At 58.1% G+C, this 14,605-nt stretch carries 12 protein-coding genes; 3 read left to right on the top strand and 9 right to left on the bottom strand.

The window, feature by feature from the left end:
* Positions 1-3: 3 nt before the first annotated feature.
* The 4 genes from FIV46_RS12640 to FIV46_RS12625 form a co-directional block, all read right to left on the bottom strand.
* Entirely contained in the window at positions 4-1,230 is a 1,227-nt protein-coding gene (locus FIV46_RS12640) for an efflux RND transporter periplasmic adaptor subunit (RefSeq protein ID WP_139941295.1), read from the bottom strand.
* A complete protein-coding gene (locus FIV46_RS12635) occupies positions 1,230-3,596 on the bottom strand; it encodes an ABC transporter permease (protein WP_139941294.1) in 2,367 nt (788 codons plus the stop codon). Before FIV46_RS12635 ends, FIV46_RS12640 begins: the two co-directional genes overlap by 1 nt.
* The gene (locus tag FIV46_RS12630) at positions 3,596-4,324 is read right to left on the bottom strand and encodes an ABC transporter ATP-binding protein (RefSeq protein ID WP_139941293.1); all 729 of its coding nucleotides are present in this window, start codon (positions 4,322-4,324) and stop codon (positions 3,596-3,598) included. Before FIV46_RS12630 ends, FIV46_RS12635 begins: the two co-directional genes overlap by 1 nt.
* 123 nt (positions 4,325-4,447) lie before the next feature.
* On the bottom strand, positions 4,448-5,557 hold the full coding sequence (locus tag FIV46_RS12625) for an LLM class flavin-dependent oxidoreductase (protein ID WP_139941292.1): 1,110 nt from the start codon (positions 5,555-5,557) through the stop codon (positions 4,448-4,450).
* 256 nt (positions 5,558-5,813) lie between these two features.
* On the opposite strand from FIV46_RS12625, the gene FIV46_RS12620 reads away from it, so the two are divergent.
* The 3 genes from FIV46_RS12620 to FIV46_RS12610 all read left to right on the top strand — a co-directional run bounded on the left by FIV46_RS12620 (position 5,814) and on the right by FIV46_RS12610 (position 8,619).
* Positions 5,814-6,407 carry a winged helix DNA-binding protein gene (locus FIV46_RS12620; protein ID WP_181163228.1) on the top strand — a complete coding sequence of 198 codons (594 nt, stop codon included), beginning with the start codon at positions 5,814-5,816 and terminating at the stop codon, positions 6,405-6,407.
* Positions 6,408-6,472: 65 nt separating this feature from the next.
* A complete protein-coding gene (locus tag FIV46_RS12615; protein ID WP_139941290.1) occupies positions 6,473-7,039 on the top strand; it encodes a gluconate 2-dehydrogenase subunit 3 family protein in 567 nt (188 codons plus the stop codon).
* Positions 7,036-8,619: a GMC family oxidoreductase gene (locus FIV46_RS12610; protein WP_139941289.1), complete on the top strand. Its 1,584-nt coding sequence runs from the start codon at positions 7,036-7,038 to the stop codon at positions 8,617-8,619. Before FIV46_RS12615 ends, FIV46_RS12610 begins: the two co-directional genes overlap by 4 nt.
* A 74-nt stretch (positions 8,620-8,693) precedes the next feature.
* On the opposite strand, the gene FIV46_RS12605 is transcribed toward FIV46_RS12610, so the two are convergent.
* From FIV46_RS12605 to ligA, 5 genes are all read right to left on the bottom strand, one after another.
* Positions 8,694-11,066, bottom strand: a complete 2,373-nt coding sequence (locus tag FIV46_RS12605) for a TonB-dependent receptor (protein WP_139941288.1) — start codon at positions 11,064-11,066, stop codon at positions 8,694-8,696.
* Positions 11,067-11,366: 300 nt separating this feature from the next.
* Positions 11,367-12,359 (bottom strand): aldo/keto reductase, encoded by a 993-nt coding sequence (locus tag FIV46_RS12600; RefSeq protein WP_139941287.1) that lies wholly within the window; start codon positions 12,357-12,359, stop codon positions 11,367-11,369.
* A gap of 9 nt (positions 12,360-12,368) precedes the next feature.
* Positions 12,369-13,319, bottom strand: coding sequence for a Gfo/Idh/MocA family oxidoreductase (locus FIV46_RS12595; protein WP_139941286.1), 951 nt, complete (start codon positions 13,317-13,319; stop codon positions 12,369-12,371).
* A 51-nt stretch (positions 13,320-13,370) separates the two neighbouring features.
* Positions 13,371-14,216, bottom strand: coding sequence for a class III extradiol dioxygenase subunit beta (locus FIV46_RS12590; RefSeq protein ID WP_139941285.1), 846 nt, complete (start codon positions 14,214-14,216; stop codon positions 13,371-13,373).
* The gene (ligA, locus tag FIV46_RS12585; protein ID WP_139941284.1) at positions 14,216-14,605 is read right to left on the bottom strand and encodes a protocatechuate 4,5-dioxygenase subunit alpha; all 390 of its coding nucleotides are present in this window, start codon (positions 14,603-14,605) and stop codon (positions 14,216-14,218) included. Before ligA ends, FIV46_RS12590 begins: the two co-directional genes overlap by 1 nt.

The raw sequence follows: 14,605 nt of genomic DNA, 5'->3' as shown, positions 1-14,605 counted from the left end.
ATCTTAGAGCTTCCGTTCCTTAACCCGCACATCGTCGGCGATAGCGTTGCCAGGGTGGACAATGACGCGCTCGCCCTCTTTAACGCCATCCAGAATTTCGGCCTGGAGATCGTTCTTGCGGCCTACCTTAACCGGGCGCAATTCCGCCCGGCCGTCGGCAAAGACAAACACCGACCACTTTTCATTGTCCCGGAACAGAGCGCTCACCGGGACGGTCAGGACATTTTCCGCCCGGTCCACGATCACCCCGACTTCCACCCGGAAAGCATCCCCGAGGCTTTGCCATTTTTCCGGCGGGTCAACAAAATCAAGAATCACATTGACCCGCTGCTCCTCCACGCCGAGAGCAGAGATCTTGGTAAAGCCGCTGGGTTCCACCAGCCGGACCCGGGCGTTGATTTCCTCCACACCGCCCCAGCGCCGGATCAGCGCCCTGTCGCCGGGCCGGACCTTGACCGCATCCCGGGACAACATATCGACTACAATCTCAAGGTTGGTGGGATCGCCGATTTCCGCAAGCGCGGTTCCCATGGCGATGACTCCCTCACTTTTGTGCATGATGCGCAACACCTTGCCGTCCACCGGCGCATGCACACAGACCTGGCAAAGATGATCGTGGGAATCCTTTTCAGCAGCGTCTTCCACCTGCCCCGGCTGCACAAGCCGGGCCCGGGCGGCCGCCAGCTGGCTTTCCGCCACCTGCAGGTCGGCTTCCGATGCCCTGAGCTCCGCCTGGCGCATTTTCAGCTGCAGCTCCGCCTCTTCCAGCCGGGCGATCGAAACGTTGCCGTTTTTGAATAATTCTTCGTTGCGGCGGTATTCCGCCTCGGCAAAGTTGAGTTCGGCACGGGCCCGGTCCACCTGGGTGGACGCCTGCCATTTTACCGCCTCGGCCCCCTGTACATCGGCCCTGGCCTGGGTTTCACTGCGTTTGTCGAGAAAAGTGGGATCGGCCGGCGTCATATTGGCAATCACCGTTTCCCCGGCGCGAACCATATCGCCCGGTTCGCTCTCGATCCGCATCATGCGGCCGTCAATCGGCGCGGATACCGTATAAATATCGCGGATCCGGGTCTTGCCCTCTGCCTCGAGAACGATCTCGACATCCCCGCGCCGGACCGTTTCCAGGTCAACCTCTTCCGCCTCCGGAATGAAGGCATAGACCAGCAGCGCCAGGAACAGCAGCCCAAGAGCGTATTTCGCGATAGTTTTGATATTTTTCAGCGACATTATTCAACCCCCTTCTGGGCACTGACCAAATCTATACTCTCCACCTGTCGCCAGACAAGGTAAAAGGACAACAGGGAGCTGACGATCACCACCACCACTGCAAGACCATAGGTATCCCGGTCGATCACCGCCGGAATCCGGTAAAGCTCCGTATCCATCAATACTGCCATGGCCTGGACCAGCAGATACCCCATCACCAGCCCGGCCGGAATCGCCATCAGCACAATGGCCGCCATCTCCCCGAACAGGATGTAGGCCACTTCCCCCTTGGTCAGGCCAAGCACCCGGAGCGACGCCAGTTCCCGGCCCCGTTCGGACAGAGCAATCCGGGCCGTGTTATAGATGATGCCAAAGGCAATCAGGCCGGCAAACAGGATGTTGATGGTCGCCATGATCAGGATATTTTCCCCCATGGTTTCGCGGAAAATATCCCGCGCCTTGCGCAATATGGTCATGCCGGCGATCGATGGAATATCCTTGATCTGCTGATAGAGCGGACCATTCCACAGCGGGTCCACCAGCAGGGCCGCTCCGGTAATCACTGTCCCCTCCTGCAAGGCCCGGTTCAGCTGATCCATGTCCATAAAGGCATTGAGACCGATAAATTCCTCGACAATCGCGGTCACAGGAATTTCCAGCACCGGCCGACGCCCTTCCAGAACCTCGACCGTGAGCATATCCCCGGCCCCGACCCCCAGCATCTCGGCCAGCTTGGAGGACAGGGCAATTCCCCGGTCGGGAATCGGCACCGCTTTCAGGTTCTGGCCGAGAATACGGTGCAGGTCCGGATCGGGCCTGAGCCCGGTGATGGCGGTTCTTTTGCTGTAATGGCCGGATTTGAGGAACACGGCCACATCCCGCATGGGCTCCACCTTCAGCACGCCGGGCATCAGGCGGATTTCCTCAAGAGCGGTAATGCTGCGCGGCTCGACAAAGCCGAGACTGACATCTTCCCGCTGGGCCATATCGAAATGCACCTCCATCAGATAGTTGATGGAATCCTCGGCGAAAAACGCATAGATCAGGATGGCGATGGACAGACCGATGCCGAAAGTCGACATCAACGTCCTGACCGGCCGGCGCTCCAGCTGGCGCAGAACGATGCGGGACAGATGAGAAAATAGTCGCTCCAGCCCCAGCCGTTTCAAAATGGTTTCCCGGAACTGCACCGGCGAAGCCGGGCGCATGGCTTCCGCCGGCGGCAGCACTGCCGCCTGCCGGATTGCCCACAACGTCCCTGTCACCGCCGCCGCGGCACTCAGGGCCGTGGCGAAAATCATCACATCCGGCGAGAAGGCAAAGCGCAGGATGGGGAAATGGAAAAAGCGGGTATACATCTGGGTTACCCCGGTGCCGAACCAGATGCCGACGCCGATCCCGACCAGCGCCCCGAAGAACACAATCAGCAACACCATTTTCAGGTAGTGCAGGGCGATTTCCAGATTGCTGTAGCCCACCGCCTTGAGCATGCCGATCTGCTCCCGCTGGGTCGCCACCTGCCGGGTCATCACCACATTGACCAGAAAGGCCGCCACCGACAGGAACACCATCGGCACGAAATAGCCCATGATCTTCAGCTGCTCCAGCTCGTTGGACACGAACCAGTTGGACAGCTGATCCTCGCGACCATAGGAAATCAGGCCACCGTAGCGTTCTAGGATTACATCCAGGGCCTGCTTGATATCTTCCACATTTGCCCCGCGCTCGACACGCAGGGACACATCATTGAAGGCGCCGTCCATGTCCACCGCCGCTTCCAGCGCCCGGCGGTTCATCCAGAACACCCCGAACCGCTTGTCATCGGGGAACAGCTGGCCCGGTCCCAGCGAATAGACATATTCCGGCGACAGCACCACGCCGACGATTTTCAGAGACCGCTTATGGCCGTTGACCACCATGTCAACGCGATCGCCGAGCGTGAAGCCGTGGGCGTTGGCAAAGGCTTCGCTGCACAGGATGGCATCGTCCTCGTCCGGCAGCAGCAACCGCCCGCTGCGCAGATAGAGATTGTTCAGCAGCGGCGTGCGCCCGTCCGGCAGGGACAGCAGCTTGCCGGTGGCCGGCTCCTCCATCCCCGCCACCTGCACCGTCACCCCGAAGATGACCCGGGTTTCCACCGCCGATACACCGGGAATGTCGGAAATCTGTTTCTTGACCGCTTCCGGCGCCCGTTTCAGCTGGGCGAAAACATCGGCGAAGCGGTAATGGTCGTAATAGATATTCCGGCTCAATGCCAGTGAATCCATGACACCGAAAGACAGGACATACATGGAAATGCCGCAGGCCATGACCAGGATAATGGCCAGCACCTGGCCCTTGATGTTCCAAAGGTCGCGGACAAATTTCCTGTTCAGTGCCCCGAACATTACCAGCTGATCTCCTCGGGACTGATGGGGTTGTCGTTTCTTTTCACATCCACCACCTGCCCATCGCCGAAATAGATCACCCGGTCCGCCATGTTGGCGATGGAGGCATTATGGGTGATGATGACGGTGGTGGTGCCATATTTCTTGTTCACATCCTGCAGCGCCCTGAGCACCACGATGCCGGTGGCGCTGTCCAGCGCTCCGGTCGGCTCGTCACACAGCAACACTTCGGGCCGTTTGGCCAAGGCCCGGGCAATGGCCACCCGCTGCTGCTCGCCGCCGGACAGTTGCGAGGGGAAATGACTGGCCCGGTCCCCCAGGTTGACCGCCTCCAGCGCCTCCATGGGCGGCAGGGGATTTGTTGAAATATCGGTAACCAGGGCCACATTCTCCAGCGCCGTCAAGCTCGGCACCAGATTGTAGGCCTGGAACACAAACCCCACATTATGGCGCCGGAACAGGGTCAGTTCCTTTTCCGTATACTGGGACAGTCGATCATTGCGGAAATAGACTTCGCCGGAGGTGGGCGTATCGAGACCGCCGATGATATTCAGAAAGGTGGATTTGCCGCTGCCGGACGGGCCGAGCAGCACGACCATGTCGCCTTTGGGAATTTCCAGGGTCACCCCCCGGAGCGCCTTGATCACCGTCTCACCGGAAATATAATGTTTGGTGAGGTCAATAGTCCGAAACGTCAGATGATCCCCAAGTCCGTTATTGTCCGTCATATGCCCCGCCAACCATGAAACCAGAACCGAATAGAGGCACTATACCGCAATAAGATCCAAACATAAACAGAAGGCCGGGATTAGTGACAATCCCGGCCTACCTGTTTGTTTTACCTGGAAAACCTAGTTTCCAACCGGCACCCGGATGCCCCGTTCTTCAAGAATGGGCAGGACCGTTTCCGCAAAATAGGGCAGCTCGTCCGCATAATTGACAAAAGCCAGGGTGGTGCCGGCAAATCCGGCGTCATAGAGGTCGATCAGCCCCTGGGCCACCACTTCCGGCGTGCCCACCAGCGGCACCCCGCCATGGCCACCAGCAAACCGGTTGCGCAACATCTGCAGCGCGTCCGGCGGGAAGGACTGGGCATGCTGGAACATCAGGTTGATGATATTGTCCACCGCTTCCCAATCCGCATTATCACGGGCGTAATATTGGTGAAATTCATCGGCTTCCTTCTGGGTCGGGCGGCACACCACATAGGAGAAGGTCAGCATATCCACGTCGCGGCCATTGCCCGCCGCCTGTTTTTTCAGGTCGATGATTTCCTGTTTGGAAGTATCAAGTTCGATCATGGAGGTGAACAGGAAATCGGCGTTCCTGGTGGCAAATTCCCGGCCTTCCCTGGAACCAGCGGCGTTAAAGATCGGTACCGTGCCGCGCACCGGTTGCGGATCGCCATAGGTGTTCTTGAGCTTGAAATATTCCCCGTCCCAGTCAAAGGGCTCCGGATGGGTCCACAGCTTGGAGACGATATCGAACCATTCCTGGCCATAGCGATAACGGGTTTCATGATCCTCGGGCAGGTCGAGGCCGAAGGCATCATATTCCGGCTTGTTCCAGCCGCACACCACATTGAGGCCGGCGCGGCCGCCGGACATCTGGTCAATGGTGGCGATCTGTTTGGCGACAACGCCCGGATGATTGAAAGCGGTATGGATGGTGGCGAAGATATTGATGTTTTCCGTCTTGGCCAGAAGGCCCGCCGCCCAGGTCATGGTTTCCAGCACACTGCCGTGAAAATTGGTGGCGCCGCCATAGCCGACCCAGCGGGCGATCGGCAACAGGAAATCAAGTCCCACCCGGTCAGCGGTCTGGGCCATCCGGATGTTGTTTTCCCAGTTGTTGACCCAGCGTTCGGGAATTTTCGTCACCGCCATCCCGCCGGAGCAGTTGGCGGAAAAGAGTCCTAGTCTGAATTTGTTCCTCGTAAAGAGGGAATTTTGATTGGGCATGGTTCAAACCTCCTGATTTTGTTGCGGAAATCAATAAAAAGCACGTTTTTCACTTGTCCCGATTCCCTAATTAATGTATTTTACATATTAAATTTAATTGTAAAATACAAATAAAATTAATTTTTAAAACGCAAATAATGGAAGGAGACTGTTTTATCTGATTTCGGTGTTTTCAAATTAGTTTTGTCCCCCTAAACTGTGCCGAACCACGCAGATGCAGCGATGGGCAAGACAACACTTTATTCAGAGGCCTCATATGTCAGACAAAAAGAATCCGGAAAAAAGCGGCAAAACCAGTGATGCGGAATTTGCAGATGCCGGCCTGGACCGGCGCTGGCACCTGGCGACAACGCCCAGGGAAATTGCCCTGACGGAACTGGAATATTCCCTGTTTCGGTCCTTTGAAGCTTTTTCCAAATGGCAGGTTGAAGGCATGGCCGTGGCTTCCGGCAGAAATCTGAGTGCCAGTGACGGCGCGATCCTGAATGTGATTGCCATGCGGGATCGCCCGAAGGGGATTACCGAGATTGGCCGGCTGCTGAACAGGGATGATGTGACCAACGTGCAGTACACCATCCGCAAACTGATCCAGGAAGGGCTGATTGAGAAGACAACGAAAGACAATCGCCGCAAAGGGGTGAATTACACCACAACCCCGAAGGGCCTGGAAGTGATCCAGCGCTATGTGGCGCTGCGCAAGAGCCTGCTGATCAAGCTGACTGAACCCATTCAGGGCATGAACGCCCATCTGGAAAACGGCAGTCATATCCTTGATCTGATGACCGGCATCTACGAACAGGCCGCGCGGGTGGCGGCAACGCACCGCAATCCGGTCGAGGATGAGGAATAAAAAGGGGACGGGAGAACTGAAAAGAAACATCCTGTCCCGAAGGGTAAACCATAAAGAGGGACAGTATGTCTATAAACAGAAGAACATTCCATAAAGGGGCAGCATCAGGGCTCCTCGCATTCATGATCGGCGGCCAGACCGTCCTGCTTTCCCCGGCCGAAGCCCGGGCCAAAAGGATTGCCCTGAACCTGCTGAGCGCACAAGAGGCAGAAACACTTTCCATCATCGGCGAAGCCATCGTGCCCGGCGCCGCAGAAGCCGGCCTCAGTCACTATATTGATCATCAACTGTCCGGCGACCTGGAACAAAGCCTGCTGATCATCCGCTACCTCGGCGTGCTCCCGCCGTTCGATGGCTTTTATCGCTCCTCCCTCGCCGCATTGAGAAAAAGTGCAACCGCAATGTTTGGCAAGGCACTGTCCGACCTCTCGGCAGAGGAACTGGAACAGTTCGTCTCCGTTTTCTCCGGACAGAATCCGGAAGGCTGGACCAATGCCCCGCCGGCCCCGTTCTTTTATTTCGTCCTGCGTTCCGACGCCATTGATGTCACCTACGGCACCCGCGAGGGTTTTGACCGCCTGGATATTCCCTATCTGGCCCATATCGAACCCGGGGAAAGGAGCTGGACATGAGCAAGCCCCACAACCAGGAAAAAGTCGATGTGGTGATTGTCGGATCAGGCGCCGCCGGCAGCCTGATGGCCGCCAAGCTGGCCGAAGCCGGCAAGAAGGTGGTGATCCTGGAAGCCGGTCCGGAACGCAAACTCACCGACCTGGTCAGTTCCGGCCTTAACGCCCGCCGCCTGAAATGGGCCGGCTCCCCGGTGGAACAAAGCGGCAGCCATACGGTCGGCAACGGCTTCAACAGCGGCTTCGGCACCGGCGGGGCGGCCCTGCATCACTATGCCGTCTGGCCGCGCTTCCACGCTGAAGACTTCGACATGCAGAGCCGCTACGGCAAGGGTCTCGACTGGCCCGTTTCCTATGACGAGCTCCGACCCTGGTACGACCGGATCCAGACGGAAGTCGGGATCTCCGGTGATGCGGAACAGGAAGTCTGGCGTCCCGCCGGGGACCCCTACCCCATGGGGCCGGTGCCGACCTTCGGTCAGGGTGAAGTGATCGCCCGCGGTTTTGACAAGCTGGGACGCAAAACCGCCCCCCTGCCACTCGCCATCAATACGGAAAATTACCATGGCCGCGAAGCCTGTATCTGGGATGGCTGGTGCGACGCCGGCTGCCCGATCCGGGCGCTGGCCAATCCCCAGACCGTCTACCTGCCCCGGGCCTTTGCCAAGGGGGCGGAAATCCGCCACCGGGCCACGGTCTTCCATATCGACACCGATACAAAAGGCGGCAAGGCCACCGGCGTTTCCTATTACGACGAACAGGGTCAGGAAAATTTCCAGCCCGCCGAGCTGGTGGTGCTGGCCGCCTTCGCGGTGCAGACCCCGCGCCTGATGCTGATGTCCACATCCGACAAACACCCCCACGGCATCGCCAACAAAAACGACATGGTCGGACGCTACCTGATGAGCCATGCCGCCGGGCTGGTGTTCGGCCTGTTCGACGAGGAAACCCAATGTTACCTCGGCGCCACCGGCGGCCAATTGGTCAACCAGGACAATTACGACCATAAGGACAAACGCGGCCAGGGCTTCGGCAGTTACCAGTGGATGATCGCCCAGGCCACCAAGCCCAACGACCTCTTGGGCTATGGCGGCAGCAACCCGGCCCTGTTCGGCAACAAACTGACCGACTTTATGAAAAAGGCCACCCGCGGCTTTGCCACCATGACCGCCTGTGTCGAGGATCTTCCGGTGGCGGAAAACCGGGTCACCCTGTCTTCCTCAAAGGACGGGCACGGCCTGCCGCGGGCCCATGCCCATCACGACATGCACCCGGACTCCATCGCCCTGTGGAAAGACAGCCAGGTCGATGGCACCAGGGTGTTTGAAGCGGCCGGCGCGGGGGAGATCTGGACCAATAACCCGCCGGGTGCCATGCATATCATGGGCGGCACCATCATGGGCGAGGACAGCGCCACCTCGGTCACCAACAGTTTCGGCCAGACCCATGAGGTTCCCAACCTGGTCATCGCCGGACCGGGCCTGTTCCCGACCAGCGGCGGGGTCAACCCGACCTTCACGGTTCATGCGGTGACCCTGCGCTCTGCCGACCATATCATCCGCAACTGGTCGAGCCTGACCTGACCAAAAAAAGGCCCGGGCTGAAAACCCGGGCCATCCATTACAGTATAGACAGTGAGATCGTTTGATCAAACGGATCAGAATTTCCGTTTGACGGAGAGATACCATTCGCGCGGCCGGGCATAGACGCCCTCGATCACGCCGTCGGTGGAGTTGTCACCGGCATAGAGATAAGTCTCATCGGTCAGGTTCTTGACCCCGATATTGACGTTCCATTTGTCTTCGGCGTCCTTGAACATGATGACCGCATTGAACAGGGACAGATCACCCTGGATCAGCTCCGGTGTATTCTTGGCGTCATTGGCCACTTCGGAGGTAAAGGCATAGTCAACCCGCGGTGTCACGGACCAGTCATCGGTCAGGTTGATGGTATAGCCGACACCCACGTTGATGGACCATTCCGGCGTGTTGACAAACAGGCTGTCCAGGGTCAGGCCGGCGGCAATCGCCCCGGGGGTCAGTTCCTGGTACTGGGCATCCAGGTAACCGAGGCCGGCTTCAATGATCCAGTGCTCGTCCGGCACCGCGATCAGCTCCAGTTCGGCGCCCTTGATCTCTGCGGCCGCCGCATTGTCGGTGATGATACCGATATCATCGACAGTACCGCCCGGGATCTGGGCTACGATATTGACCTGCATGTCGGTGTAGTCGGTATAGAAGAAGGCGCCGTTCAGGCGAACACGGTTGTCGGCGAAGGTAGACTTGAAGCCGAGCTCATAGGCCTTGACCTTTTCCGGACGGGCCGTGGGCACGTAGTCCCGTGGCGGGAACACACGCTGGGTAAAGGTGCCGCCCTTATAGCCTTCAGAATAGGAGGCATAGGTCATGAAGTCCTCGGTCCAGCGGTAAGCCAGGTTGGCGTGGACATCAAACACTTCTGCATTCTGTTCCTCGGTCACGCCAATGGGCAGGACCGGTACGCCGGCCGGAATGCCGAGGCCGTTGTCCTGGGCCACGGTGGAATCGGGGGAGAAGGACTTGTCTTCATCGGTATAGCGGGCGCCAAGGGTCAGGCTGAGCTGGTCGGTGAAGTCATAGGTGGCCTGGCCGAAGATGGCCTTGGAGGTATTGTCGATGGAACCGCCGCTGTCAAACACCGCTCCCGGCAGTTCCACGATATCAATATGGTTGCCGGATTCTTCAAAGTAGTAAAGGCCGACGATCCAGTTCAGGCGTCCTTCCATGTTGTTGCCGAGGAGCTGGAATTCCTGGGTGAACTGGTCCTGGGTGAATTCATTGACCGTCTGCAGGATCAGCAGCGGGGAATGGTCCACATCACGGGCCCAGAAGCCTTCCACTTCACGATAGGAGGTAATGGATTTGAGGGTCAGGCTTTCATTGATGTCATAATCCACATCCAGCGACACGCCCCACAGGTCCAGATCGGACTTCGGCTCCATGGGCCGGCCGAGAATGGTATTCATCAGTTCGTTCTGGGTGGTGTGCTGGCTGTAGGTCTCGAACGGGCCGGCAATCCACTGGGCGTTCCAGCAGGTGGGATCGCTCAGCCGCGCCGGGTCATTCATGTCGGCACAAACGGCGCTCGGCACCGGCAGGCCGTGATAGTCGGTCCGCAGCGGGATCACATTGTTGGTCACCATCGGGAAGAACTGTGTTTCGTCCACCCCGATCAAGACGTTGGCGGCCGGGGCCTCCCGTTCGCGGGTACCGTCCACGGCGATATTGATTTCCAGCTTGTCGGACGCGAGCCAGCGGAACGCGGCACGGCCGGCCCAGGCATCCTCATCGCCAAGGTCCGGTCCGCCCGGCAGCAGGTTTTTCACATAACCGTTACGCTTTTTGCGGGAGCCGGCGAAGTTGGCAAAGAAGGTCTCGGACAGCGGCACATTGATGCCGAACCGAAGGTCGGTGCGGTCATAGCTGCCGATCGTGGCTTCCGCATAGCCTTCCAGCTCTTCGTGCGGTTTCTTGGTAGTGATGGAAATGGCGCCGCCGATCGTATTGCGGCCGAACAGGGTGCCCTGCGGGCCTTTCAGCACTTCGACCCGCTCCACATCGAGCAGGTCCATCACGCCACCCACAGAGCGGGCAATATAGACGCCGTCCACATACAGGCCCACGCCCGGGTCGGTCGGCAGGGCCCAATCGATCTGGCCCACGCCGCGGATATAAATGGCGGCGGCGGAACTGGTCGCGGCAATGGCGGCCGTATTGTCAAACACCAGGTTGGGCGTAAATTCGCCGACCTGGGAAATGTCGGAGATGCCGCGGGCTTCAAGACCGCCCTCGGAAAAGGCGGTAATGGAAATCGGTGTATCCTGCAGGTTTTCTTCGCGCTTACGGGCGGTGACCGTAATTTCCTCGAGCATCATATCACCGGCGCTCTGCTGCTCCTGAGCCATCCCCGTCTGCGGCAACGCAGTCAGCGCCAATGCGCAAAGGGCCACCCCGCCAGAGGCTGACCGAATGTATTTCCTGGCATCATACATTTTGGATTCCTTCCCTGTTAGATAAATGTCGTATGCATTGAGTTTTATATGTATTTTTATCGTTAAATTAAACTTTAAAATGATTTTAAAAATTGTCAATGAAATTCTTTATATCCACAGAAAGTGAGGCACAGCCTTGCTTTCTGTGTAACGGCGCAAAGTCACCGAAACGACAAATTCACAGCTATGGGGAAATTACTTCAGGGTTAAAGGAAGCTGCCGGAGGGGAGTAAAAAGAAAAAAATCCGGGACCCGAGGTCCCGGATGACAAAGGCCCACGGATTAAGATACAAAGCCGGATCAGGCGGCAAACTCCTCGGTATCGATTTCCGCCTGCGTCGGGGCGGGATAACGGGGGCCGCTGATGGTCTCCCGGTTGATCAGTTTTTCCAGCCGCTCGATGATATCCTGGGACAGTTCGACCTCGCTGGCCGCCACATCATCCCGGAGGTGAGCAAGCGAGGTCGTGCCCGGAATTACATGGATGTAGGGCCGCTTGGCCAGCAGCCAGCCCAGGGCCAGCTGGGCGCCGGTGCAGCCCGCCTCTTTGGCCAGGGCCCGATATTCGGTCAGAAGTTCCGCATTGTTCGAGAAGTGCGGTTCCTGGAACCGGGGCATGTTGCGCCGGATATCTTTTTCGGCAAAATTGGCCGGATCCAGATCGGTATCGGTCAGGAAGCCGCGCGCCAGCGGAGAGAAGGCGACAAAAGCCGCTCCCAGTTCCTCACAGGCGTCCAGCACCTCGATCTCCGCATTGCGGGTCCAGAGCGAATATTCGGTCTGCACCGCAGCGATCGGATGCACCGCATGGGCCTTGCGCAGGGTGTTCGCAGAGACTTCCGACAGGCCGATGGCGCAGACCTTGCCTTCCTCGACCATGCGGGACAATTCGCCGATACTGTCCTCAATGGGGACCTTCTTGTCCCAGCGGTGCAGGTAATAAAGGTCAATGACCTCGGTCTGCAACCGACGCAGGGAGTCTTCCAGGGTCTTACGCATGGTTTCGGGACGGCCGTCGATGACGCGCATGCCGTCGACGCCCTGCATGCCGCATTTGCTGGCCAGCATGATCTGGTCGCGGATCGGTTTCAGGGTCGGGCCGACCAGCTCCTCATTGCGACCGAACCCGTAAAGCGCGGCAGAATCAAAATGCGTGATGCCAAGGTCAAATGCTTCCAGAAGAAGTTTTTTTCCCAGTTCCGGGCTTGGCGGCACCCCGTAGGCATGACTGAGATTCATGCATCCGAGACCGACTTCCCCGACATTGAAATCACCGATTCTGCGCGTTTTCATGATACCCTCTTACTGTTGTGCGTTCAGCTTCTGCTCGAGCTCATACAGGGTCTCGTAACAGGGAAGCACTTTACCCACACTGGAGTTCGGCTCCCGGCCCTCACGGATCGCGGCAATAAACTCGCGGTCCTGGAGCTCGATACCGTTCATGGACACGTCCACGTTGGACACATCGATGGGCTCTTCCTTGCCGGTGACCAGATCATCGTAACGGGCGATATAGGTGCCATTGTCACAGATATAACGGAAGAAGGTGCCCAGCGGCCCGTCGTTGTTAAAGGACAGGGACAGGGTGCAGATCTTGCCATTTTCCGTTTTCAGCTGGATGGACATATCCATGGCGATGCCCAGTTCCGGATGGATCGGCCCCTCGACGGCGTTGGCCACCACCACTTTTTCACCGGTCTGATACTGGAACAGGTCGACGGTATGGGCGGCATGGTGCCACAGCAGATGGTCGGTCCAGGACCGGGGTTCGCCCTTGGCGTTCATGTTCTTGCGGCGGAAGAAATAGGTCTGCACATCCATCTGCTGGATGGCCAGTTCACCGGCCACAATCTTGTTATGCACATATTGATGCGACGGATTGAAACGGCGGGTATGACCAACCATACACACCAGTCCGGTTTCCTGCTGCACCTTCATGACGGCCTGGGCGTCTTCCCAATTGTCCGCCAGCGGAATTTCCACCTGGACATGCTTGCCGGCCTTCATGCACTGGATCGCCTGGTCGGCATGCATCTGGGTCGGAGTACAGAGAATGACTGCATCCACGCCCGGCTGCTCAAGAGCTTCCGCCAGGTCGGTGGTGGCATGGGGAATGCCGTAGTCGTCGGCCACTTTCTGGGTCGGCTCCAGCCGGCGGCCGACAATGGAAACAACTTCCGCGCCGTCGATATTCTTCAGGCCGTCCAGATGCTTCAGGCCGAAAGCGCCGGCGCCTGCGAGTACGATTTTCATTTCAAACCTCTTTCCTGTTCAGTTGAATTTGGTTGTCTTGAGTAATTCTGATTAGTCAAACTGGCTTTCCAGCACAATATGTCCCACCGCCGTATTGGAGGCCGGCACATGATAATGCTTGTGCAGCTCCTTGACCTTGTCGGTGAGCGCCCCGCGCATGATCAGCCACATCACCAGTTCAATGCCTTCGGAACCGGCTTCGCGGATATATTCCACATGGGGAATCTCGGTGAGCTCCTCCGGCTTGTCTGCCAGGCGGTTGAGGAAGCTGAGGTCCCATTCCTTGTTGATCAGGCCGGCGCGCGGACCCTGGAGCTGGTGGCTCATGCCGCCGGTGCCCCAGATCTGCACGTTCAGATCCTCGTCAAAGCTTTCCACCGCATTGCGGATCGCCTTGCCCAGGTTATAGCAACGCTTGCCGTTCGGCACCGGATAGACCACCACATTGACCGCCAGCGGGATCACCTTGCACGGCCATTCCTCGGGCTGGCCGAACATCAGCGACAGCGGCACGGTCAGGCCGTGGTCCACATCCATTTCATTGACGATGGTGAGGTCGAAATCCTGCTGGATCACGGACTGGGCGATATGCCAGGCCAGGTCCGGGGCGCCGATCACATCCGGCACCGGGCGCGGGCCAAAGCCCTCGTCAGCCGGCTTGAAGCGCTCGCCGGTGCCGATGGCAAAGGTCGGGATCATCTTCAGATCGAAGGCGGACGCATGGTCGTTATAGACCAGAATGACCACATCGGGCTTTTCCTGCTCTTCCCATTTCTTGGTGAACTCATAGCCGTCAAACAGCGGCTTCCAGTACTCATCCTGGGTATTGCCCGTATCGATCGCACGACCGATCAGGGGGACGTGTGAACTTCCGACACCTGCTGTAATGCGTGCCATTATTTCTTCTCCTCTTTGTAACGATTTCCTTCCGGACTGCGGCCGCCATGCAACATCATGTCAGCATATTCCTCCTGGGTCATGCCGGTCATGGTCGCCGCCGCATACTGGAAGCTGAGACCGTCAGTGGAAAAAATCTTGGCCAGGAAATAGATATTGCCGCCAAGGGCAAGCGCCCGGTTATAGTCGCGGTCGAGAACCGCCTGTTTCTGTTCCTCGGTCATGGGCCATTCATCAAGATAGGCCCGCTCGTCAGCCTTGAACCGGTCGCGGTTCTCAGCTTTCATCAGGGACATGCAGAACTGGTTCAGGTGATAGCCTTTGCGGGCCTGGTCTGAATCAAAAATCGTGGTCCCCGGAACGTCTTCATAGGGTTTATCAAGTGCCAT

The organism is Emcibacter nanhaiensis, from assembly GCF_006385175.1.
GTDB classification, from domain to species: Bacteria; Pseudomonadota; Alphaproteobacteria; order Sphingomonadales; family Emcibacteraceae; genus Emcibacter; species Emcibacter nanhaiensis.
The sequence above is the reverse complement of the archived record's forward strand: the minus strand, read 5'-3'. Positions and strand labels throughout refer to the sequence as shown.

Coding starts and splice junctions, on each gene's coding strand:
- FIV46_RS12630 (WP_139941293.1), bottom strand. CDS start 4,324: ATGACGGACAATAACGGACTTGGGGATCATCTGACGTTTCGGACTATT.
- FIV46_RS12620 (WP_181163228.1), top strand. CDS start 5,814: ATGTCAGACAAAAAGAATCCGGAAAAAAGCGGCAAAACCAGTGATGCG.
- ligA (WP_139941284.1), bottom strand. CDS start 14,605: ATGGCACTTGATAAACCCTATGAAGACGTTCCGGGGACCACGATTTTT.
- FIV46_RS12595 (WP_139941286.1), bottom strand. CDS start 13,319: ATGAAAATCGTACTCGCAGGCGCCGGCGCTTTCGGCCTGAAGCATCTG.
- FIV46_RS12635 (WP_139941294.1), bottom strand. CDS start 3,596: ATGTTCGGGGCACTGAACAGGAAATTTGTCCGCGACCTTTGGAACATC.
- FIV46_RS12610 (WP_139941289.1), top strand. CDS start 7,036: ATGAGCAAGCCCCACAACCAGGAAAAAGTCGATGTGGTGATTGTCGGA.
- FIV46_RS12600 (WP_139941287.1), bottom strand. CDS start 12,359: ATGAAAACGCGCAGAATCGGTGATTTCAATGTCGGGGAAGTCGGTCTC.
- FIV46_RS12590 (WP_139941285.1), bottom strand. CDS start 14,216: ATGGCACGCATTACAGCAGGTGTCGGAAGTTCACACGTCCCCCTGATC.
- FIV46_RS12640 (WP_139941295.1), bottom strand. CDS start 1,230: ATGTCGCTGAAAAATATCAAAACTATCGCGAAATACGCTCTTGGGCTG.
- FIV46_RS12605 (WP_139941288.1), bottom strand. CDS start 11,066: ATGTATGATGCCAGGAAATACATTCGGTCAGCCTCTGGCGGGGTGGCC.
- FIV46_RS12625 (WP_139941292.1), bottom strand. CDS start 5,557: ATGCCCAATCAAAATTCCCTCTTTACGAGGAACAAATTCAGACTAGGA.
- FIV46_RS12615 (WP_139941290.1), top strand. CDS start 6,473: ATGTCTATAAACAGAAGAACATTCCATAAAGGGGCAGCATCAGGGCTC.